Source organism: Pseudoalteromonas sp. S558 (assembly GCF_005886635.1).
Lineage (GTDB): Bacteria > Pseudomonadota > Gammaproteobacteria > Enterobacterales > Alteromonadaceae > Pseudoalteromonas > Pseudoalteromonas aliena.
The window spans coordinates 1-21,771 of the sequence record NZ_PNDU01000054.1 but is presented as its reverse complement, the minus strand read 5'-3'; the positions used below and the strand labels follow the sequence as shown (position 1 = coordinate 21,771).

Here is a 21,771-nt window from a genome sequence, read left to right as displayed (position 1 = left end):
TTATTATATTGTTATAAAAAGCGCCTAACGCGCTTTTTTTTTGGCTAACGTTTGTATTTTTTCGACCATGGCTTTTATACCATTGCCTCGTGAAGGACTTAAATGCTTAATTAAGCCTAGTTTTTCAAACTCTTCATACGCGTTGATATTTATTACTTGCTCAGGGGTTAAACCGTTATACAGAGCTAAAATTAATGCTAATAAGCCTTTAACAATACGTGTGTCTGAGTCACCTATGACCACTAATGCGTTCTCAGTTAAATCAAACTCTACAAACATCCACACTTTACTTTCGCACCCAGGTACGAGTGCGTCATCTGTCTTTAACGCATCAGGTAACAGCGGTAATTTTTTACCAAGTAGCATTATTTCACGGTATTTTTGCTGCCACGCAGATGCATTTTTTATCGGATCAGTTACTAGGTTAAACGTATTTATCATTAGCTATCCAAAATTAATCTAAAAGTGTGATAGATTCACGCAGTGCTTTGATGAATTGATCAACATCATCATGATTATTATAAAATGCGAAACTTGCTCTGAGGGTGCCATTAAGCCCTAAATGAGCCATTAAAGGCTGTGTACAATGATGCCCAGCTCTTACTGCAACACCATAACCGTCAAGTAAAGTTGCCAAATCATATGGATGTTCATCTTTATAATTAAAGCACAATGTACCTATATTATTATTTAAGTCACTATACAGTGTAATACCCTCAATATGACTTAATTTGCTTGCGGCATAATTAAATATATTTTGCTCATGTTTGAGGATTTGCTCATGACTAAATTGAGTTAGATAGCTAAGTGCAGCGCCAAATCCTAGTACTCCTGCTATATTTGGAGTGCCTGATTCGAACTTGGCGGGAGCATCACGATAGGTACTGTGCATGAGTGTAACGGTTTGGATCATTTCCCCACCAGTTTGATAAGGGAGTAGGGTATTTAAAAGCTCATAACGACCATATAAGCCGCCTAACCCTGTTGGTCCTAACATTTTGTGAGCCGAAAAAACGTAAAAGTCGCAGTTAAGCGTTTTCAAATCAGGTCTTAAATGCATCGCACCTTGCGCGCCATCAACCAAAACAACTGACCCCATTGCTTTTGCGCAAGTAATTAACGCATTTAAATTAGTAATATTACCAAGCGTGTTAGATGCCTGTGTAATAGCAACGAGCTTAGGCTTATTTTTCTCAATAAATTCACAGCAAAGAGAAATGTTAAAAGTACCGTCGCTATTTAATGGCATAACAGCGAGCTTTGCCCCTGTTTGCTGCGTTAAAACTTGCCATGGGACAATATTTGCGTGGTGTTCAAGTGGTGTTATTACTATTGTATCGTTTTCGCTTATTTGGCTTTTTAATCCATTTGCGACAAGGTTGATTGCCTCAGTGGCCCCTTTGGTCCAGACAATTTCATTGTTTTTTACACCAAAGTAATCAGCTGTTTGGTTTCGCACACTTTCATACAATACAGTAGCGTTTTCACTCAATGAATGACGGCCCCGGTGTACATTTGCATTTTTATGTGTGTAATAATCGGCTGTTGTATCGATAACGCTTCGCGGCTTTTGTGTCGTAGCCCCTGAGTCTAAATAAATAAGCGGACAGCCGTTTATAGTTTGATTTAAGGTAGGGAAGTCTCGTCGAATTTTATTTATATCAAACTCTAAAACAGTCATTAGCTTCATCAACGTTGTAATTTAAGGCGAGAATTGTAATCACTTTATTATTATTCTCAAGTAACAAATAATAAAAAAGGCCGCAAAAGCGGCCTTTTAAAGTATTCAAACACGATTAAAGCGTATTAGCGCTTATCAGTTGATACATAGTCACGTGCAGTGTAACCAGTATAAAGCTGACGTGGACGACTGATCTTATGACCAGGTTGAGATAGCATTTCATCCCAGTGAGTGATCCAACCAACTGTGCGTGCCATTGCAAAAATTACAGTGAACATGCTTGTTGGGATACCGATCGCTTTTAAGATAATACCTGAGTAGAAATCTACGTTAGGGTAAAGTTTCTTCTCTACAAAGTATGGGTCTTCAAGTGCAATTTGCTCAAGCTTCATTGCAATATCAAGAAGTGGATCTTGGATATTAAGCTCAGCTAATACTTCGTGACACGTTTGACGCATCACTGTTGCACGTGGATCGAAGTTTTTGTAAACACGGTGTCCAAAGCCCATCAGACGGAAAGGGTCCGCTTTATCTTTAGCTTTAGCAACGAATTCATCAATGCGATCTACAGAACCAATTTCTTCTAACATGTTTAAACATGCTTCGTTAGCGCCGCCATGTGCAGGACCCCAAAGAGATGCAATACCAGCAGCAATACACGCATACGGGTTAGCACCTGATGAACCAGCAAGACGAACTGTTGAAGTCGATGCATTTTGTTCATGATCAGCATGAAGCATGAATATTTTATCCATCGCTTTAGCTGTTACTGGGTTAACTTTATACTCTTCAGCAGGAACAGAGAACATCATATGTAAGAAGTTTTCTGCATAGCTTAAATCGTTACGCGGGTAAACAAATGGTTGGCCAATATTTGTTTTGTAAGCCATAGCAGCAATAGTTGGTAATTTAGCAACTAATTTAACAGCACTGGTTTTACGTTGTTCAGCATCAGTAATATCAAGGTCTTCATGATAGAAAGAGGATAACGCACCCACTACACCACAAAGCATCGCCATTGGATGAGCATCAAAACGGAAGCCTTGGAAGAAATTAGCAATTTTCTCATCAAGCATTGTACTGCGAGTAATTTGCTTAGCGAATGCATCGTACTGCTCTTTAGATGGTAACTCACCATTTAGTAACAGATAGCAAAGTTCAATGTAGTTAGATTCTTCAGCTAATTGCTCAATTGGGTAACCACGGTGAAGCAATATGCCTTTGCCACCATCAATATAAGTAATTGCAGATTCACAAGAGCCAGTCGACATGAAACCTGGGTCATAAGTAAAGTGACCATGTGCACCTAACGTACGTACGTCGATTACATCTTGGCCAGCAGTGCCTTGATAAATTGGAAGTTCGATTGGATCTAGCCCATCAATTTGGACTGTGGCTTTTTTATCTGCCATCGCTATGTATCTCCTATTAAGATATCTATTCTGATTTTTAGATTTTAAAGTTCTGAAATCTGTTTTAAGCACATCTTTGCATTTTAACGTGAAAGAGGGGGTTAAAGTCAATTTTTATAAACATTATGCACATTTGTATAATAAATATTCTATATCAATTAAATATAATACTATTGGCTAATTCGCAAACATCTCTAAATAAACAAGAATTGTAAAAAGTCCTGTGGGTATATATACTAACGGTGGTTTTAAACCGTATTGTATTTGGGTAAACATAGTTTTACAGTTTAATTTTTACGCTATTGTGAACTTTAACTGATTCTATACGTTTACTTTGATAGTTCCATCAGTAATATTTGATGGGTTTTTAGAAAAGCAAGTAGATGAGCTCCACTGCGAGCAAGATGGGCAAGTAACTGTGAAAAAGCAAAGACCTGTAAATCTAGATCTAACAACTATATCGATGCCGGCAACGGCTAAAGCGTCAATATTTCACCGCGTCACCGGTGTTGCATTATTTTTTGCTTTAACGTTTGTCATTTGGGCTTGGTCAGAGTCTCTCTCTTCAGCTGAAAGTTTTGAATTCGTCAAGGGTCTGTTTAACGGATTCATTGCCAAATTTATAGCTTGGGGCACTGTTTCTGTATTAGGTTATCACCTTATTGGTGGTATCCGTCATATGATTATGGATATGGGACATTGGGAAGAACTTGAATCAGGTAACCTCAGCGCTAAAGTTTCTATGGCTCTTGGTGTTGTGTTTGCCGTATTGGCAGGGGTGTGGATATGGTTTTAAATCAAGCAACTCTTAAACGTGATGGTGTACAAGATTTCGTATCTTTACGTACCACGGCATTAATAATCAGCGCATATGCGATTTTTATTATCGGCTATTTTTTAGCGACGCCAGAAGTCACATATGACGCCTGGACAGGCCTCTTCTCTAACCTAGCAATGAAAGGGTTTACATTAATTACCCTTGTTTGCATTATGGTTCATACCCGCATTGGCCTTTGGCAAGTTCTTACAGACTATGTTAAGTGTGCGAAGTTACGTGCTGTTTTAGGTTTTATATTAAACCTAATGGCTGTTGCTTACGTAGCTATTGGTCTAATCGTATTATGGGGTGTTTAAGTGAAATATTCTGTTCGTGAATTTGACGCCGTAGTAATTGGTGCAGGTGGTGCTGGTATGCGCGCCGCTCTAGCAATTACTGAATCTGGCAAAACGTGTGCATTAATATCTAAGGTATTCCCAACACGCTCACACACTGTATCTGCACAAGGTGGTATTACAGTAGCGCTTGGTAATTCACACGAAGACAACTGGGAATGGCATATGTACGATACCGTTAAAGGTTCCGATTTTATCGGTGACCAAGACGCGATCGAATACATGTGTCAAACAGGCCCAGAAGCTATTACAGAATTAGAAAACATGGGTCTACCATTTTCTCGTTTTGAAAATGGCCGTGTTTACCAACGTCCTTTCGGTGGTCAATCGAAAAACTTTGGTGGTGAACAAGCCGCGCGTACAGCCGCTGCAGCTGACCGAACTGGTCATGCTTTATTACACCTTCTTTATCAACAAAACGTAAAAAACAAGACAAATGTATTCTCTGAATGGTATGCACTTGATTTAGTTAAAAACGATAATGGTGATGTAGTAGGGTGTACTGCAATTGAGATTGAAACAGGTGAAATCACTTATTTCAAATCTAAAGCCGTAGTACTTGCTACTGGTGGTGCAGGTCGTATTTTTGCATCAACAACAAATGCTCACATCAATACAGGTGATGGCGTTGGTATGGCAACACGTGCTGGTATTTCTATGCAAGACATGGAAATGTGGCAGTTCCACCCAACAGGTATAGCCGGTGCTGGTACGCTAGTAACAGAAGGTTGTCGTGGTGAAGGCGGTTATCTTTTAAATAAAGATGGCGAGCGCTTCATGGAGCGTTATGCACCAAACGCGAAAGACTTAGCGTCTCGTGATGTTGTTGCACGTTCAATGATGACAGAAATTCGTGAAGGTCGTGGTTGTGACGGTCCTTGGGGTCCACATCTTAAGCTAAAACTTGACCATTTAGGTGAAGAAACGCTTAATTTACGTCTTCCAGGTGTTTGTGATCTTGCTAAAACATTTGCTCACGTTGACCCTGCAAAAGAGCCAATTCCAGTAATCCCAACGTGTCATTACATGATGGGTGGTGTGCCAACTAACGTAAATGGCCAAGCGCTACAAATCGATGCTCAAGGCAACGAAAAAGTAGTTCAAGGTTTATTTGCAGTAGGTGAGATTGCCTGTGTATCTGTACACGGTGCAAACCGCTTAGGTGGTAACTCATTACTTGATTTAGTTGTATTTGGCCGTGCTGCTGGTAACTTCTTAGGTAAATACCTTAATGACGTTGAAATATCTAAAGCCGCGTCAGAGTCTGATTTAGAAACATCACTTGCACGTTACAATCGTTGGGAAAATTCAACGACTGGGCAAGGTGAAGATCCAGTTCAAATCAAAAAAGACTTGCAGCAATGTATGCAGCTCAACTTTTCGGTATTCCGTGAAGGTGATTCAATGGCTACAGGTCTTCAAGAACTTAAAGAAATTCGTGAACGTCTGCAACATGCACGTCTTGATGATAAATCATCAGATTTCAACACGCAGCGCATCGAATGTCTAGAACTTGATAACTTAATGGAAACAGCTTACTCAACTGCAGTAGCTGCAAACTTCCGTACAGAAAGCCGTGGTGCACATTCTCGCTTTGACTTCCCAGATCGTGATGACGAAAACTGGTTATGTCACTCAGTATTCAATCCTTTAACGGATGAAATGAGCAAGCGTGATGTAAACTATGCGCCTAAAACGCGTGAAGCTTTCCCACCTAAAGCACGTGTTTACTAGGAGACAGACGATGGCACAAGTACAATTTTCAGTTTATCGTTATAATCCAGATGTTGACAACTCTCCTCGTATGCAAGAATACACCTTGCAAACAGAGGAAGGTCACGACATGATGGTGTTGGACGCACTTATTCTTTTAAAAGAACAAGATCCTACATTATCTTTTCGTCGTTCATGCCGTGAAGGTGTGTGTGGATCTGACGGTGTTAACATGAATGGTAAAAATGGTTTAGCATGTATTACTCCTTTATCAACGCTACAAAAAAATGGCAAAGGTAAAATAGTAGTTCGTCCATTACCAGGATTGCCAGTGGTTCGTGACCTTGTTATTGACATGAGTCAGTTCTACACTCAATACGAAAAAGTTAAGCCTTATCTAATTAATGATACGCCTGCTGCAGGCGAGCGTCTTCAATCTATTGAAGAACGTGATAAATTAGATGGGCTATACGAGTGTATTTTGTGTGCATGTTGTTCAACATCGTGTCCTTCGTTCTGGTGGAATCCAGACAAGTTCATAGGTCCAGCAGGCCTTCTTCATGCTTACCGTTTCTTAGCTGATAGCCGAGATACAGCAACTGAAGAGCGTTTAGCAGATTTAGACGATGCGTTCAGCGTGTTCCGTTGTCACAGTATCATGAACTGTGTTAGCGTTTGTCCTAAGGGTCTTAACCCGACCAAAGCAATTGGACAAATCAAATCTATGTTATTAAACCGAGCGGTTTGATTACTTAGTAATTGTAAGATGGCTAATAGAGATTATTAGCCATCTTGTTATAATAACTATTAATTTCTGCGCTAAAGAAAAGGGCTTATAAATGCACGAAGGTGTGATGAAGGCATGGCTAGAATCTTCACATTTAAACGGCGGCAACGTTGCTTATGTAGAAGAGCTTTATGAAGCGTATTTAGACGATGCGACTTCTGTGCCAGAAGAATGGCGAGAAGTGTTCGAACAATTACCTAAAGTTAATGGTGTGGATGTTGAAGTAAAACATTCAGAAGTTCGAGCGCAGTTTGCACAGCTTGCCAAAAACAAGCATAGAGAAGTAGTGGTAGCAGAGGGTAGTGGCGGTGACCTAAAACAGGTCAAAGTTCTACAACTTATTAATGCTTTCCGTTTTCGTGGACACCAAAATGCAAACCTAGATCCATTAGGTATTTGGGAACGAGAGCGTGTACGAGATTTAGAGCTAGATTACCACGACTTATCTTCAAGTGATTTTGACCGCGAGTTTAACGTAGGATCGTTTGCCGTTGGCCGCGATACTATGCCTTTAGGTGAACTATACCAAGCACTAAAAACTACATACTGTGGTTCGATTGGCGCTGAGTATATGCACATCACATCAACAGAAGAAAAACGTTGGTTACAACAGCGTTTAGAGTCTGTTCAGTCTAGGCCTAAATTCGAAAAAGAAGAAAAGCTTCGTATCCTTAAAGGATTAACGGCAGCTGATGGACTTGAAAAATATTTAGGGGCTAAGTTCCCAGGTGCTAAGCGCTTCTCACTGGAAGGTGGCGATGCGTTGGTTCCTATGCTAAAAGAGCTTATTCACCGAGCAGGCGAAAGCGGCCAACAAGAAGCTGTTATTGGTATGGCTCACCGTGGTCGTTTAAATGTGCTTGTGAATGTACTTGGCAAAAATCCATCAGAATTATTTGATGAGTTTGCTGGAATACATAAAGAAACATTGAGCTCAGGCGATGTTAAATACCACATGGGTTACTCATCTGACTTTGCTACCAAAGGTGGCAACGTGCACATGGCGCTTGCATTTAATCCGTCTCACCTAGAGATTGTGAACCCTGTTGTAATGGGCTCAGTCCGTGGTCGTCTAGACCGCTTAGGCGACAAATCAGGCATTAAAGCACTACCTATTACCATCCATGGTGATTCTGCGATTGCTGGTCAAGGTGTTGTTCAAGAAACGTTTAACATGTCACAAACTAATGCATTTAGTTGTGGTGGTAGTATTCGTATCGTTGTTAATAACCAAGTGGGCTTTACTACATCAAAACAAGACGACGTTCGTTCAACGCCGTATTGTACTGACATCGCAAAAATGGTGCAGGCTCCAATATTCCATGTTAATTCTGATGATCCTGAAGCAGTCGCGTTTGTTACACAACTTGCACTTGATTTCAGAAACCAGTTTAAGCGTGACGTTGTAATAGATTTAGTGTGTTACCGTCGCCATGGTCACAATGAAGCTGATGAGCCTAATGCTACTCAGCCTGTTATGTACCAAAAAATCAAAAAGCATCCTGTTCCGCGTTTAATCTATGCAGATCAACTTATTGCCGAAGGCTCTTTTTCTGAACAAGAAATTAAAGCCCTTGCTGATGAGTACCGAGATGCACTAGATAAAGGTAGCTGCGTTGTTTCAGAAATTCAGCCAGAGACTTCACATTCTTCTGAGTGGGCCAAATATATTGGTCATGAATGGGACGTGGATTACGATGCAAGTGTATCAGTTGAAGAATTAAAAGCACTTGGTGAGAAAGTAGCATCTTACCCAGAGCAACATAAAGCTCAATCTCGCGTTAAAAAGATTTATGACGATCGAAAGCTAATGGCTGCCGGTGAAAAACCACTTGATTGGGGTATGGCTGAAACTTTAGCCTATGCAACAATTGCGTCTGAAGGTACTGACATTCGTTTAACAGGACAAGACACAGGCCGTGGTACATTCTTCCATCGTCATGCCGTTGTTCATGGTCAATTCGATGGTACAACATATACGCCTTTACAGCATCTAAGTGAAGAACAAGGTACATTTGAAGTCTTTGATTCTGTTTTATCTGAGGAAGCTGTTGTTGCGTTCGAATATGGGTATGCTACCGCTGAACCTAAGTCTCTCGTAATATGGGAAGCACAATTTGGTGATTTTGCTAATGGCGCACAAGTTGTATTTGACCAGTTCTTAAGTTCTGGTGAGCAAAAATGGGGCCGTTTATGTGGTCTTACAATTTTGTTACCACATGGCTATGAAGGTCAAGGCCCAGAGCATAGTTCAGCACGTTTAGAGCGTTTCTTACAGCTGTGTGCAGATCACAATATGCAAGTGTGTGTTCCGTCTACTCCGGCACAAGTTTACGCTATGCTTCGTCGTCAATCGGTTCGACCACTTCGTCGTCCATTGATTGTTATGACGCCTAAATCGTTATTACGTCATCCGCTGGCAACTTCATCTCTTGAAGAGCTTTCACAAGGTATTTACCACAATATGATCGACGAAATCGATGATATTAAGCCTGAGAAAGTAGAACGCGTTGTATTTTGTAGTGGTAAAGTTTACTACGAACTATTACAAGAGCGTCGTAAGCTTGAACAAGATAATGTTGCAATTGTACGTGTTGAACAGTTATATCCGTTCCCACACGATGAAATGCAAACGATTATGGAACGCTATCAACACGTTACTGATTTTGTATGGTGTCAAGAAGAGCCGCAAAACCAAGGTGCATGGTATTGTTCACAGCATCACTTTGTTGATGCAATCCCACAAGGTGCTAAATTAAAGTATGCAGGTCGTAAAGCCTCTGCATCACCAGCGTGTGGTTACATGTCAGTACATACTAAAGAACAACAAGCGCTCGTTGCCGACGCGCTTACTATAGAAAATAAAGGATAAGCAATGAGCACAGAAATTAAAGTTCCTGTTCTTCCTGAGTCGGTTGCAGATGCTACCGTTGCTACATGGCATGTAAGTGTTGGCGACAAAGTAACTCGTGATCAAAACTTAGTAGACATTGAAACAGACAAAGTGGTTTTAGAAGTGGTTGCACAGCATGATGGTGTGATCACAGAAATATCACAAGAAGAAGGTGCAACCGTACTTGGCGATCAAGTTATGGGTTTACTTGGTGATGCTGATGCAGCGCCAGCAAGTGAAGGTTCATCTACAAAAGAATCAGCACCCGCTAAATCAGAAGACGCGCCAGCGGCGCAATCAGCACCAGCATCAGAAGGTAAAGAAGTGGACATTAAAGTACCTGTACTTCCAGAATCAGTTGCAGACGCAACAATTGCTACATGGCATGTACAACCAGGTGACGCGGTAACACGTGACCAAAACTTGGTAGATATTGAAACAGATAAAGTTGTTCTTGAAGTAGTTGCTCAAGACGATGGCATCATGGGTGAGATCATTCACGGCGAAGGCGATACTGTATTAGGTGAACAAGTTATTGGTTCAGTTAAGGCTGGGGGTGCACCAGTGGCACCTGCTGCAAAAGCAGACGCAGCGCCAGCAGCAGATTCAAGCGAAAATTCAGATGTGTTAACACCATCAGTTCGTCGTTTAATTGCTGAGAAAGGCCTTGATGCTTCTAAAATTAAAGGCACGGGTAAAAATGGCCGTGTAACTAAAGAAGACGTTGATACGTTCTTAAAAGCCCCAGCGCCAGCAGCTAAAAAAGCAGAAGCTTCTGCTCCAGCAGCACCGATGGGCGATCGCACTCAAAAACGTGTTCCAATGACGCGTTTACGCAAAACGATTGCAACACGTCTACTTGAAGCTAAAAATTCAACTGCAATGTTAACAACATTCAACGAAGTGAACATGGAACCAATCATGAGCCTTCGTAAGCAGTACCAAGAAGTATTTGAAAAGCGCCACGGTATTCGTTTAGGTTTCATGTCTTTCTATGTGAAAGCAGTTACTGAAGCACTTAAACGCTTCCCTGACGTTAATGCATCAATTGATGGCGACGACATCGTTTACCATAATTATTTTGATATCAGCATTGCAGTATCTACACCTCGCGGTTTAGTTACACCAGTACTTAAAGATTGTGACAAACTATCTGTTGCTGAAATCGAAAAAGGTATTCGTGAATTAGCACTTAAAGGTCGTGATGGAAAGCTAACGCTTGCTGATATGACCGGCGGTAACTTCACTATTACTAATGGTGGCGTATTTGGTTCATTACTATCTACACCTATTATTAACTTGCCACAGTCTTCAATTTTGGGCATGCATAAAATCCAAGACCGTCCTATGGCGGTTAATGGTAAAGTAGAAATACTGCCTATGATGTATTTAGCACTTTCTTATGATCACCGTATCATTGATGGTAAAGAATCTGTTGGTTTCTTAGTGACTATTAAAGAGTTACTTGAAGATCCAACTCGCTTATTGCTAGATGTTTAATCTAGTTGTATGAAATGTAAGCTGTGAATGAAGATTCACAGCTTTTTTTTTGCGCCTTTGGTCGTACTGGGGTTTTCATGTTAAGCCTTGGGAACTATACTAGGTGCGCAATTTGGGATAGTTGTCTGTTTATAAAAATAGTCAGCTCTTTTAGTATAAAAAATTGGATAAAGCATCATGAATTTGCATGAGTATCAGGCAAAACAACTTTTTGCCGAATATGGTTTACCAGTTTCTCAAGGTTTCGCTTGCGATACACCTGAAGAAGCTGCAGCAGCTGCTGAAAAGATCGGCGGTGATATGTGGGTTGTTAAAACTCAGGTTCACGCAGGTGGACGTGGCAAAGCTGGCGGTGTAAAGCTAGTTAAAACTATCGACGAAGTAAAAGCGTTTGCAGCTAACTGGTTGGGTAAAAACCTAGTTACTTACCAAACAGACGAGAAAGGCCAGCCAGTAGCTAAAATTTTAGTTGAAAGCTGTACTGACATTGCTAACGAATTGTACCTAGGTGCAGTAGTTGACCGTGCATCTCGTAAAGTAGTTTTCATGGCGTCTACTGAAGGCGGCGTTGAAATTGAAACTGTTGCAGAAGAAACACCAGAGCTTATCCACAAAGCTGAAATCGACCCGTTAGTAGGTCCTCAAGCTTACCAAGCACGTGAACTTGGTTTCAAATTGGGTCTTAACCCAGTACAAATGAAGCAGTTTGTTAAGATCTTTATGGGTCTTGGTAAAATGTTCACTGATTTTGATTTCGCACTACTTGAAATCAACCCGTTAGTAATCACAGACGAAGGTAACCTTCACTGTCTTGACGGCAAAATCGGTATTGATGGTAATGCACTTTACCGTCAGCCTAAAATCCGTGAGTTCCACGATCCATCTCAAGAAGATGCACGTGAAGCACACGCAGCAAGCTTCGAGCTTAACTACGTTGCTCTAGATGGCAATGTTGGTTGTATGGTTAACGGTGCAGGCCTAGCAATGGGTACTATGGACATCGTAAACCTACACGGCGGCAAACCGGCTAACTTCCTAGATGTTGGCGGCGGCGCGACTAAAGAACGTGTTTCTGAAGCATTCAAAATCATCCTTTCTGACGATAATGTTAAAGCTGTTTTAGTAAACATCTTTGGCGGTATCGTACGTTGTGACATGATTGCTGAAGGTATCATTGGCGCAGTTAAAGAAGTTGGCGTAAATGTACCTGTAGTTGTACGTTTAGAAGGTACTAATGCTGAATTAGGTCGTGAAGTTCTTAAGAACTCAGGTCTAGATATCATTGCTGCTGAATCACTAACAGACGCTGCTGAGAAAGTTGTTGCTGCTGCGGAGGGCAAATAATGTCTGTATTAATCAATAAAGATACAAAAGTTATCTGTCAAGGTTTCACTGGTGGCCAAGGTACTTTCCACTCAGAGCAAGCGCTTGAGTACGGTACACAAATGGTTGGTGGTGTAAGCCCAGGTAAAGGCGGTCAAACGCACCTTGGTCTTCCTGTATTCAACACAGTTCGTGATGCTGTTCAAGAAACTGGCGCAACTGCTTCAGTTATCTACGTACCAGCTCCTTTCTGTAAAGATGCAATCTTAGAAGCTATCGATGCTGGCATCGAGCTGATTGTTTGTATCACTGAAGGTATCCCGACACTTGATATGGTTGACGTTAAAGTTAAACTAGATCAAACAGGTACTCGTATGATCGGTCCTAACTGTCCAGGTGTTATTACTCCTGGTGAGACTAAGATTGGTATCATGCCTGGCCACATCCACAAACCTGGTAAAGTAGGTATCGTTTCTCGCTCTGGTACTTTAACGTACGAAGCAGTTAAGCAAACTACGGATGCTGGTTTTGGTCAGTCTACGTGTGTTGGTATTGGTGGTGATCCAATTCCAGGTACTAACTTTATCGACGTTTTAGAAATGTTCGAAAAAGATCCACAAACTGAAGCAATCGTAATGATTGGTGAAATTGGTGGTACTGCAGAAGAAGAAGCTGCAGAGTACATCAAAGCTAACGTAACTAAACCTGTAGTATCTTACATTGCTGGTGTTACTGCACCAGAAGGTAAGCGTATGGGTCACGCTGGCGCGATCATCGCAGGCGGTAAAGGTACTGCTGATGAGAAATTTGCTGCATTAGAAGCTGCGGGCGTAAAAACTGTACGTTCACTTGCTGATATTGGTAAAGCACTTAAAGAGAAAACAGGCTGGTAATCGCTTATTTTTCTTAAAAAAGGCTCGCTTATGCGAGCCTTTTTGTTATCCGGTAAAAAATTTTAGAATGGGTAACTGATATGCTGAAAAAAGCGTACCGATAAGTCTTGGCGCTGTTTATTTATAGAAAGTTCATCACATAAACTGTGAATTGTTTTTTCTACTTGATTCATAAATCGCCCATAGCCTATCTCATGTTTATTTTGGTTGGTAGCAGCAACGACAAAGTGTATGGTTTCGACAAGTTTGCTTGCTTCATAAAAGCATTTGATTTGGCTTTCTATTGATTCAACGTCAAAACTCAGTTTTTGTAGTTCAGCATTGCCTTCATTGTTATCTATTTTACTATTTCGGATAATAGGTATCGCACCATTGGCGACCATTGCACCATGTGTTAGCTTGTTATTTTTACATACACGCTCAAAACTATCTGCAAAGTAGTCGTAAAATTTTCCGAAATCGTGATTATTCACCAGTGTTTGAAATTGCGTTTTGATAGCTCGGGACACGGGAATAGTAAACGTTGCGTATGTCATCTCGGCATATTCATCCGGTATATTACATTGCCTAGATTGATAACGCGGGTAGAGGCTTCTTAGCTTGTAACCATAGCTTTCTTTATTGCCTTTCTCTTTAGCAAATAAATCGTAAGTAAGATGTTGGTGATCGCGCAATTTAAATTGAGATTGATTTATAAATAATTGTCCTTGTAACAGATTTAAAACTTTTTGTACTTTATTATGAAATTGCGCTGAGTTTGCACGTAAATCTTCACCTGTTGCGAGAAATAACAAACGTATTTTTTTGCTCTGTGTATTTGGTGTGTAATAAAGTTTATGGGCTTCGTGATAGCGAGGGTTATAAAAAAACAACATTTGCTTATCCGTTTCTAATTGATAAGCCTCATCATGAAAACGCACCACAGGTAGCATATCGTTTGCTAGCAAATGTACGTTATGGAGTTCGTACTCATCACAACACGCAAATAACTGACGCGCAATACGCTCATAGCAACAATTTATAGTGCTAAAGCTATTATAAAACGCTTCGTTAGGGGTTATTTCAGCTAATAAGTAGTGGTTAGCACGTGCATTTGTTGGAATATATACGCGATGTTGGTTAAGTGTAGCCATCTTCGAATCCTTATAAAGTAGGTTATCGGCTTACTATAATTGGCTTTGATGACCTAAATATTGCGCTAAAACAAATTTTATTGATAAACAACAGTTCAAGTGAATTAAAGCTAATCAATATCTAAAATAAACCTTAATCTATTGCTGTATGTTAGTGACTGTTTTTGTAATAATGGATTAGTTTTGTTATTACGTAATATTTAGAGGATTGCACTCCTATGGCGGAAATTGAGAATCGCCCAAGTAACTTTATTAGAACCCGAATTGATGAAGATTTAGCAAGTGGAAAGCATGCAACAACGCATACACGTTTTCCACCTGAACCAAACGGCTTTTTACATATTGGCCATGCAAAATCAATTTGTTTAAATTTTGGTATTGCGAAAGACTACAATGGTTTATGTAACCTACGTTTTGATGATACAAATCCTGAAAAAGAAGACATTAACTACGTTAATTCTATAAAAGAAGATGTACAGTGGTTAGGCTTTAATTGGGATGGCGATATAAAGTATTCTTCTAACTATTTTGATACTTTATATGGTTACGCTGTTGAGTTAATTAATAAAGGCTTAGCGTACGTGTGTTTTTTAACAGCAGACGAAGCGCGCCAGTACCGTGGCACATTAAAAGAGCCAGGTAAAAACAGCCCATACAGAGATACAGCGGTTGAAGAAAACCTCGCATTATTTGAAAAAATGCGTGCGGGTGAATTCAAAGAAGGCGAGTGTGTTCTGCGTGCAAAAATTGATATGGCAAGCTCATTTATGGTGCTGCGCGATCCAATTATTTACCGTATTCGTTTTGCACATCACCACCAAACAGCAGATAAGTGGTGCATTTACCCAATGTATGACTTTACGCACTGTATTTCAGATGCACTTGAAGGCATTACACATTCGTTATGTACACTCGAGTTTCAAGATAACCGTCGTTTATATGATTGGGTACTTGATAATATCAGTCTAGAGTGTCACCCACAGCAAATTGAGTTTTCACGCTTGAATCTTGAATACACTATTATGTCTAAGCGTAAGCTAAGTGATTTAGTAGTAAATAACTTTGTTGAAGGGTGGGATGATCCACGTATGCCTACAATTGCAGGTCTACGTCGTCGTGGTTATACACCGGGGTCAATTCGTGAGTTTTGTTTGCGCATTGGCGTAACAAAACAAGAGAATATGGTTGAAATGGGTATGCTTGAAGCGTGTATCCGTGAAGATTTAAATGAAAATGCACCACGTGCGATGGCCGTACTCGATCCTGTTAAAATCGTTATTGAAAACTACGATGCAGACAAGGTTGAAGTTTTATCTGTGGCTAATCACCCAAATAAAGAAGAGATGGGTCGCCGTGATGTACCGTTTACTCGTGAAATTTATATCGAACGTGAAGATTTTAAAGAAGAAGCAAACAATAAGTTTAAGCGCTTAGTACTTGATAAAGAAGTACGCTTACGTGGTGCTTATGTTATTAAAGCCCTACGTGTTGAAAAAGACCAAAACGGCGAAATCACAACTATTTTTTGTACTTACGACAGCGAAACACTTGGTAAAAACCCAAGTGATGGACGTAAAGTAAAAGGCGTTATTCACTGGGTTTCAGCACCAGAGTCTATCACTGCAGAAGTACGTTTATATGACCGTTTATTTAGCGTGGCAAACCCAGCCGCCGCTGAAGAGTTTGAAACAACACTGAACCCAGAGTCACTGGTTGTTTTATCAAACGCGAAACTAGAGCCATCACTTGCTAATTCACAAGCAGAGCAGGGTTTTCAGTTTGAGCGTACAGGTTATTTCTCTCGTGATTCTAAATCAGAGAATGTGGTATTTAACCAAACAGTGGGTCTTCGCGATTCATGGTCTAAAACACAGTAGCTACGTTTAATAATGAGCCTGTATTTATACCAGCTCACTATATACTATCGTAATTTAGACACAAAAAAACCTGCACTTAGCAGGTTTTTTTATTGCTTTTAAAAGCGGTATTAGCTGTTTGCATCGCTAAATGCTTTACACGCTACTTTATCGTTACACTCACCGTATAAATATAAAGAATGGTTTGTAAGTTTAATACCATTTTCTTCAGAAATCTCAAGTTGACGACGTTCAATCATGTCATCTTCAAACTCTACAACTTTACCACATTTTAAACATACTAAATGATCGTGGTGCGTACTTCCAGAGAGTTCAAATACAGATTTACCGCCTTCAAAGTGATGACGGCTTACAATACCCGCATCATCAAATTGGTTAAGTACACGATATACAGTCGCAAGACCGATTTCTTCACCTAGATCCAAAAGAATTTTGTAAACATCTTCAGCGCTGATGTGTTGGTTATCTGGAGATTGTAAAATCTCTAATATTTTAATACGCGGTAAAGTTACTTTTAAACCGGCTTTTTTAAGTTCCAAGTTATGATCAGTCATTAAATCTGTCTCAATTTTATTTGGTTATACTAGACATCTTGCAAAGATGTACACGACACATTAGCAATAAACAGGATAACGTGCCTAAGCGTGAAGTGCAAAGAACAATTGATTTATATTGTCACTAAAGCTTAAAACACTAACTGTTTGATAATTATTTAAACAGTTAGTGTAATGCGCAGAAAATTAGTCAGCTAATTCACTTAAACACATTTCTTCATATACTTGAGCAGACCATGCTTTAACACGCTGTTCTGTAAGCTCAGGTTGACGGTCTTCGTCGATACCCAAACCAACAAAATGCTTGTCGTCAGCCATACCTTTTGATGCTTCAAAGTCATAGCTATCACTTGGCCAATGGCCGACAACAATCGCGCCACGTTCAGTCACGATATCGTTGATCATGCCCATAGCATCCAAAAAGTACTCAGCGTAATCTTCTTGGTCTCCGCAACCAAAAATAGCAACAAGTTTACCTTCAAAGTCAACTTCTTCAAGCTCTGGGAAAAAGTCATCCCAGTCACATTGCGCTTCACCGTAGTACCAAGTAGGGATACCGAATAAGATTAAATCAAATTCAGCAATCTCTTCTTTAGAGCTTTTTGCAATATCATGAACAGCCACTAGCTTTTTACCCAATTCTTTTTGGATCATTTTTGCTACGTGTTCTGTGTTACCTGTGTCACTTCCGAAAAAAATGCCTACACTTGCCATGGATTTAAAACCTTTTATGTATCAATAGCCAATCTTTCTTGTAAAATCGTTTCAATCAGCGCACTGCGGCTAATATTTTGTGCATCTGCCATATCACTCAATGCTTGATATAACTGCGATGAAACTTTAAATTCAACACGCTTTAGACCACGTGCTTTATCTCTTTTTATTTGATTACGTTTATTTACCTTTAACTGCATATCCCGAGAAAGGGGATTGGTTTTAGGTCTGCCGGGGCGTTTTTCGTATTCAAATAAATCGAGTGTTGTTCTATCTGTTTCTGACTTCGCCATGCTTAACCTACACCTGCGCCTTGCCAAAATACTTGAATAAGCCCTTTAGCAATAAAGCCTGAACACCCTAAAAAGAGTACGCCCCAAACAATATACTGTCCGAACTTAGGCACATTACCACTTTTTAGTACGTCTTTAATTGCCATGCCGATGAATATGAAAATACCGGCTAAGCCAAAATACAACCCTAGGGTATCAAATTCGTTAATTAACTGACTGACCATCAACGTATAACCTTTAAATTAAACGGCGCGTACTATAGCATATAAATATACATATATTTAGTACGCAAAATCAAAAACACGCGATTAAAATTACTTTAAATCGCAGTTAAAAAGTCATTTATTGCTTTATTAACAGCAAGTGGCTTTTGTGCATGAAGCCAATGTCCTGCGCCATGAATGATTTTAGCTTTGGTGTTTTTAAAGCGCGCTGTAATTACACTACGATGCTCAGGCAGAATATAGTCAGAATCATTCCCTTTGATAAAAAGAGTATCGCATAAACAAGAATTGTTTTCATTAACGTTGGCTGTAATTGTTGAATATTTTTCATCAAGCACATTTAAGTTAAATCGCCATGCAAATTGACCTTGCTCATTTTTAGCAAGGCTTTTAAGCAAAAACTGTCGGACCCCAAGCTCTTCAATAAAAGGCTGCATTAGTGTATCGGCTTGTTTTCGATCGTCGATTGATTGCGCTGCAACCGCTTTTAATGCTTGCAGTATTTTTGTATGGCGTGGCGGATAGCTAACGGGGGCAATATCAAGTACGACTAGTTTATTTACTCGCTCAGGGTGGGTAAGTGCTAATTCCATTGCGACTTTACCACCCATGGAGTGCCCAACTAAGTGTGCTTTATCTATATTTAAGTGATCTAGTAATACAACAAGATCTTGTGCCATTGCAGGATAGTTCATCTCATCGCTATGAGGTGACAGGCCATGGTTACGTAAATCAACGTTTATAACATTAAAGTGTTCACTTAATGGCTTGGCGATTACATTTAAGTTTTCTAATGATCCAAAAAGCCCGTGGATCAAAATAACATTAGGACCTTGCCCTTGTTGCTTGTAATTTAACTGCATACACGCCTCCTGAAAATTTGGCCATAGTTTGCCGAGCATTGCATTAAAAAGCAAAAAATACAGCGACTATTTATTTAATTGGGCTTTTGGATGTTAAATCAACAAGAGGGCGTTAAATAATAGTCTATTTATATGTTTGCAGTATATGTTGTTGGGAGTGCTTGTTGTAACTCGCATTTCTAATTGGTTTGGGTATAATCAGTCGGGAGAAAAAATGTGACCCGTAATAACAGGAAGAACATGAAACAAATCGACATAGACGACGAGTTATATCAATATATTGCAAGCAATACGCAAAGTATTGGCGAAAGTGCATCCACTATTTTACGTCGTTTATTAAATCTGAGTGGCGAAAAAATTCAATCTGCAAACGTAGAACTAACTCAAAATAATCAAACTGCGACAATGTCTACCTCCGCATTGAAGACCTCTGAGCTAGCTGTTGAGCCATCAAAAAAACAAAAAATGCTTGCTGTCACACCGGTGAAGCAAAAAAATGATAATGTTTTTAATGTATTGAACAAAGAAGAACTGGCAATGCAAAAAGGCGTTGTAGGGCGTTTTTTGTTTATTTTAAGTGCATTTTACCGCACTCATAAAACTGATTTTTCGGCCGTATTAGATATTAAAGGTCGCGACCGAGTATATTTTGCTACCAGCAAAGAAGCCTTAGTTAATAGCGGCAGCAGTATGAATCCTAAAAACATAACTGATAGTGAATATTGGGTTATGACGAACTCTAATACAACGCGTAAAAAAATGATGCTTCATGAAGTTGCTCTTTGCCTTGGATATAGTGCAGAGCAAGCTGAAAAAATTCGCGATTACTTGTAAGGAAATATAATGGCTATTCACTCAGGCGCAGGCAAAACAGCTCCACAATCGGCGCTGGTTAATGTTCCAAAATTAGTTTCTGCCTATTACTTAAATGAACCCGATCTTGAACAATTCCCAGAGCATTGTGTTGCTTTTGGTACATCAGGCCATAGAGGTTGTTCTTACGATGTTAAATTTAACGAGTCGCATATTTTAGCTATTACACAGGCTATTTGCGATTACAGAAAACAAAATGATATTTTTGGTCCGTTATTTTTAGGTAAAGATACACACGCATTGAGTGAGGCCGCGTTTAACTCCGCCATTGAAGTACTGGTTGCTAACGAAGTGCAAGTGATCACACAAGAAAACGGCGATTTTACTCCAACACCTGTGATCAGCCACGCCATTGTCAGCCATAATAAGCTACACCCAAATGAATTAGCAGATGGTATTGTCGTTACGCCTTCGCATAATCCTCCTGAAGATGGTGGTTTTAAATATAACCCACCTAATGGCGGGCCTGCTGATACCGACGTAACGAAATGGATTGAAGACAGAGCTAATCAGCTATTATTAGAAGATTTAGTTGAAGTTGAGTTATTTCCATTCGCTAAAGCATCGCGCTCAGGTTTTATTCGATACGAAGATTTGATGACGCCATACATTGATGACTTAGCAAATATTGTTAATTTAAAAGCAATTAGCGATGCAGGTATCAAAATAGGCATCGATCCCCTGGGTGGTTCAGGTATACATTTTTGGCCTGTCATAGCAAAAAAATATAATTTAGATTTAACCGTTGTTAATGATGTTGTCGACCCTCGCTTTGCTTTTATGCCGCTGGATAAAGATGGCAAAATTCGTATGGACTGCTCATCGCCTTATTCAATGGCTAATCTTATTGCATTGAAAGATGATTTTGATATTTCGATTGGTAACGATCCTGACTACGACCGTCACGGTATTGTAACGCCAGATGGTTTAATGAATCCAAATCACTTTTTAGCAGTTGCTATAGACTACTTACTTAAACACCGAGATTGGAACTCTAATGTAGAGATTGGTAAAACACTGGTTTCTAGCTCTATGATCGACAAGGTCGCTTTGCGAAACAACCGTAAAGTAAAAGAAGTACCTGTGGGTTTTAAATGGTTTGTTGAAGGTCTAAGCAAAGGAAAACTTGCTTTTGGTGGCGAAGAAAGTGCAGGTGCTGCATTTTTACGTTTTGATGGCTCTGTATGGTGTACAGATAAAGACGGCTTTATTATGGGGCTGCTTGCTGCAGAAATATTGGCCGTAACAGGTAAAACACCATCAGCACTTTATAAAGAGTTAGAGCAAGAATTTGGCTCTCCAATTTATAAACGCCTTGATGCACCCGCAACAAGTGGTCAAAAATCACGTTTAAAAGCATTGAGTGCCGCTGATGTTAAAGCCGATACGCTTGCTGGCGAACCTATTTTGCAAAAGTTGACTCATGCACCGGGTAACGATGCCGCTATCGGCGGTCTAAAAGTGGTCACCGAAAACGGCTGGTTTGCAGCGCGTCCTTCAGGTACCGAAGATATTTATAAAATTTACCTTGAATCTTTCAAAGGTGAAGCGCATTTAGCATTGCTAGAAAAAGAAGCTAAAAAGCTTGTAGATTCAGTTATTAGCTAACTGAGTTTAATAATTTTGAAAACGGCTGATTTATTCAGCCGTTTTTGCATCTATCCCTTGAGCATTATTGTACCAATTTTATTAAAACATGATCACTTTAGCGTATTAAATAACTCACTAACTACGTAAAAAATTATTTATATAGAGCAGCTATGTATCATAATTTTAGCCTTGTTATTGAGCTATTTTCTTGTCGCTATAATAGATCATTAATTTAATGCAATTGGTATTAAAAGTAGACGCTTGAGGTTTTATTC

Annotated in this window: 20 protein-coding genes; 11 read left to right on the top strand and 9 right to left on the bottom strand. The window is 39.8% G+C overall.

Features of this window, described 5'->3' with window-relative positions; all coding sequences use genetic code 11:
• Positions 1-24: 24 nt before the first annotated feature.
• From CWB66_RS04035 to CWB66_RS04025, 3 genes are all read right to left on the bottom strand, one after another.
• Positions 25-441, bottom strand: coding sequence for a SufE family protein (locus tag CWB66_RS04035; protein ID WP_077538041.1), 417 nt, complete (start codon positions 439-441; stop codon positions 25-27).
• A 13-nt stretch (positions 442-454) separates the two neighbouring features.
• Positions 455-1,681 (bottom strand): aminotransferase class V-fold PLP-dependent enzyme, encoded by a 1,227-nt coding sequence (locus CWB66_RS04030; protein WP_138584417.1) that lies wholly within the window; start codon positions 1,679-1,681, stop codon positions 455-457.
• A 125-nt stretch (positions 1,682-1,806) separates the two neighbouring features.
• A complete protein-coding gene (locus tag CWB66_RS04025) occupies positions 1,807-3,093 on the bottom strand; it encodes a citrate synthase (RefSeq protein WP_077538040.1) in 1,287 nt (428 codons plus the stop codon).
• A gap of 418 nt (positions 3,094-3,511) precedes the next feature.
• Here CWB66_RS04025 and sdhC point away from each other — a divergent pair, with 418 nt between their 5' ends.
• The 8 genes from sdhC to sucD all read left to right on the top strand — a co-directional run bounded on the left by sdhC (position 3,512) and on the right by sucD (position 13,375).
• Positions 3,512-3,889: a succinate dehydrogenase, cytochrome b556 subunit gene (gene sdhC, locus CWB66_RS04020; RefSeq protein ID WP_076914908.1), complete on the top strand. Its 378-nt coding sequence runs from the start codon at positions 3,512-3,514 to the stop codon at positions 3,887-3,889.
• Entirely contained in the window at positions 3,880-4,227 is a 348-nt protein-coding gene (gene sdhD / locus CWB66_RS04015) for a succinate dehydrogenase, hydrophobic membrane anchor protein (RefSeq protein WP_138584416.1), read from the top strand. The genes sdhC and sdhD overlap by 10 nt, the downstream gene beginning before the upstream one ends.
• On the top strand, positions 4,228-6,000 hold the full coding sequence (gene sdhA / locus CWB66_RS04010) for a succinate dehydrogenase flavoprotein subunit (protein WP_077538038.1): 1,773 nt from the start codon (positions 4,228-4,230) through the stop codon (positions 5,998-6,000).
• Between the two features lie 10 nt (positions 6,001-6,010).
• On the top strand, positions 6,011-6,727 hold the full coding sequence (locus CWB66_RS04005; protein ID WP_138584415.1) for a succinate dehydrogenase iron-sulfur subunit: 717 nt from the start codon (positions 6,011-6,013) through the stop codon (positions 6,725-6,727).
• A 91-nt stretch (positions 6,728-6,818) separates the two neighbouring features.
• Entirely contained in the window at positions 6,819-9,638 is a 2,820-nt protein-coding gene (gene sucA / locus CWB66_RS04000; protein WP_138584414.1) for a 2-oxoglutarate dehydrogenase E1 component, read from the top strand.
• A gap of 3 nt (positions 9,639-9,641) precedes the next feature.
• Positions 9,642-11,159: a 2-oxoglutarate dehydrogenase complex dihydrolipoyllysine-residue succinyltransferase gene (gene odhB, locus CWB66_RS03995; protein ID WP_138584413.1), complete on the top strand. Its 1,518-nt coding sequence runs from the start codon at positions 9,642-9,644 to the stop codon at positions 11,157-11,159.
• 177 nt (positions 11,160-11,336) lie between these two features.
• Entirely contained in the window at positions 11,337-12,503 is a 1,167-nt protein-coding gene (gene sucC / locus CWB66_RS03990) for an ADP-forming succinate--CoA ligase subunit beta (RefSeq protein ID WP_077538034.1), read from the top strand.
• Positions 12,503-13,375, top strand: coding sequence for a succinate--CoA ligase subunit alpha (gene sucD, locus CWB66_RS03985; RefSeq protein ID WP_054204708.1), 873 nt, complete (start codon positions 12,503-12,505; stop codon positions 13,373-13,375). Before sucC ends, sucD begins: the two co-directional genes overlap by 1 nt.
• A 62-nt stretch (positions 13,376-13,437) precedes the next feature.
• On the opposite strand, the gene CWB66_RS03980 is transcribed toward sucD, so the two are convergent.
• Positions 13,438-14,508 carry a DUF3083 family protein gene (locus tag CWB66_RS03980; RefSeq protein ID WP_138584412.1) on the bottom strand — a complete coding sequence of 357 codons (1,071 nt, stop codon included), beginning with the start codon at positions 14,506-14,508 and terminating at the stop codon, positions 13,438-13,440.
• Positions 14,509-14,726: 218 nt separating this feature from the next.
• On the opposite strand from CWB66_RS03980, the gene glnS reads away from it, so the two are divergent.
• The gene (gene glnS / locus CWB66_RS03975) at positions 14,727-16,385 is read left to right on the top strand and encodes a glutamine--tRNA ligase (protein WP_138584411.1); all 1,659 of its coding nucleotides are present in this window, start codon (positions 14,727-14,729) and stop codon (positions 16,383-16,385) included.
• Between the two features lie 110 nt (positions 16,386-16,495).
• On the opposite strand, the gene fur is transcribed toward glnS, so the two are convergent.
• The 5 genes from fur to CWB66_RS03950 form a co-directional block, all read right to left on the bottom strand.
• Positions 16,496-16,939 (bottom strand): ferric iron uptake transcriptional regulator, encoded by a 444-nt coding sequence (gene fur, locus CWB66_RS03970; protein ID WP_077538031.1) that lies wholly within the window; start codon positions 16,937-16,939, stop codon positions 16,496-16,498.
• A 186-nt stretch (positions 16,940-17,125) separates the two neighbouring features.
• Positions 17,126-17,653, bottom strand: coding sequence for a flavodoxin FldA (gene fldA / locus CWB66_RS03965; RefSeq protein WP_077538030.1), 528 nt, complete (start codon positions 17,651-17,653; stop codon positions 17,126-17,128).
• A 14-nt stretch (positions 17,654-17,667) separates the two neighbouring features.
• Complete coding sequence (gene ybfE, locus CWB66_RS03960; protein WP_002962928.1) at positions 17,668-17,946, bottom strand: LexA regulated protein; 279 nt, start codon at positions 17,944-17,946, stop codon at positions 17,668-17,670.
• Between the two features lie 2 nt (positions 17,947-17,948).
• On the bottom strand, positions 17,949-18,170 hold the full coding sequence (locus CWB66_RS03955) for a DUF2788 domain-containing protein (RefSeq protein ID WP_002962930.1): 222 nt from the start codon (positions 18,168-18,170) through the stop codon (positions 17,949-17,951).
• Positions 18,171-18,265: 95 nt separating this feature from the next.
• On the bottom strand, positions 18,266-19,033 hold the full coding sequence (locus CWB66_RS03950; protein ID WP_138584410.1) for an alpha/beta fold hydrolase: 768 nt from the start codon (positions 19,031-19,033) through the stop codon (positions 18,266-18,268).
• A 240-nt stretch (positions 19,034-19,273) separates the two neighbouring features.
• On the opposite strand from CWB66_RS03950, the gene seqA reads away from it, so the two are divergent.
• Both seqA and pgm read left to right on the top strand, forming a co-directional pair.
• A complete protein-coding gene (gene seqA / locus CWB66_RS03945; protein WP_138584409.1) occupies positions 19,274-19,867 on the top strand; it encodes a replication initiation negative regulator SeqA in 594 nt (197 codons plus the stop codon).
• 9 nt (positions 19,868-19,876) lie between these two features.
• Positions 19,877-21,514, top strand: a complete 1,638-nt coding sequence (pgm, locus tag CWB66_RS03940; RefSeq protein ID WP_138584408.1) for a phosphoglucomutase (alpha-D-glucose-1,6-bisphosphate-dependent) — start codon at positions 19,877-19,879, stop codon at positions 21,512-21,514.
• Positions 21,515-21,771: the final 257 nt, after the last annotated feature.

Excerpts from the sequence above, each read along its gene's own strand:
- sdhD (WP_138584416.1), top strand. The coding sequence starts at position 3,880 with ATGGTTTTAAATCAAGCAACTCTTAAACGTGATGGTGTACAAGATTTC.
- sucA (WP_138584414.1), top strand. The coding sequence starts at position 6,819 with ATGCACGAAGGTGTGATGAAGGCATGGCTAGAATCTTCACATTTAAAC.
- sucD (WP_054204708.1), top strand. The coding sequence starts at position 12,503 with ATGTCTGTATTAATCAATAAAGATACAAAAGTTATCTGTCAAGGTTTC.
- pgm (WP_138584408.1), top strand. The coding sequence starts at position 19,877 with ATGGCTATTCACTCAGGCGCAGGCAAAACAGCTCCACAATCGGCGCTG.
- fur (WP_077538031.1), bottom strand. The coding sequence starts at position 16,939 with ATGACTGATCATAACTTGGAACTTAAAAAAGCCGGTTTAAAAGTAACT.
- seqA (WP_138584409.1), top strand. The coding sequence starts at position 19,274 with ATGAAACAAATCGACATAGACGACGAGTTATATCAATATATTGCAAGC.
- CWB66_RS04025 (WP_077538040.1), bottom strand. The coding sequence starts at position 3,093 with ATGGCAGATAAAAAAGCCACAGTCCAAATTGATGGGCTAGATCCAATC.
- CWB66_RS04035 (WP_077538041.1), bottom strand. The coding sequence starts at position 441 with ATGATAAATACGTTTAACCTAGTAACTGATCCGATAAAAAATGCATCT.
- CWB66_RS03980 (WP_138584412.1), bottom strand. The coding sequence starts at position 14,508 with ATGGCTACACTTAACCAACATCGCGTATATATTCCAACAAATGCACGT.
- CWB66_RS04005 (WP_138584415.1), top strand. The coding sequence starts at position 6,011 with ATGGCACAAGTACAATTTTCAGTTTATCGTTATAATCCAGATGTTGAC.
- fldA (WP_077538030.1), bottom strand. The coding sequence starts at position 17,653 with ATGGCAAGTGTAGGCATTTTTTTCGGAAGTGACACAGGTAACACAGAA.
- CWB66_RS04030 (WP_138584417.1), bottom strand. The coding sequence starts at position 1,681 with ATGACTGTTTTAGAGTTTGATATAAATAAAATTCGACGAGACTTCCCT.
- CWB66_RS03955 (WP_002962930.1), bottom strand. The coding sequence starts at position 18,170 with ATGGTCAGTCAGTTAATTAACGAATTTGATACCCTAGGGTTGTATTTT.
- CWB66_RS03950 (WP_138584410.1), bottom strand. The coding sequence starts at position 19,033 with ATGCAGTTAAATTACAAGCAACAAGGGCAAGGTCCTAATGTTATTTTG.
- odhB (WP_138584413.1), top strand. The coding sequence starts at position 9,642 with ATGAGCACAGAAATTAAAGTTCCTGTTCTTCCTGAGTCGGTTGCAGAT.
- glnS (WP_138584411.1), top strand. The coding sequence starts at position 14,727 with ATGGCGGAAATTGAGAATCGCCCAAGTAACTTTATTAGAACCCGAATT.
- sucC (WP_077538034.1), top strand. The coding sequence starts at position 11,337 with ATGAATTTGCATGAGTATCAGGCAAAACAACTTTTTGCCGAATATGGT.
- ybfE (WP_002962928.1), bottom strand. The coding sequence starts at position 17,946 with ATGGCGAAGTCAGAAACAGATAGAACAACACTCGATTTATTTGAATAC.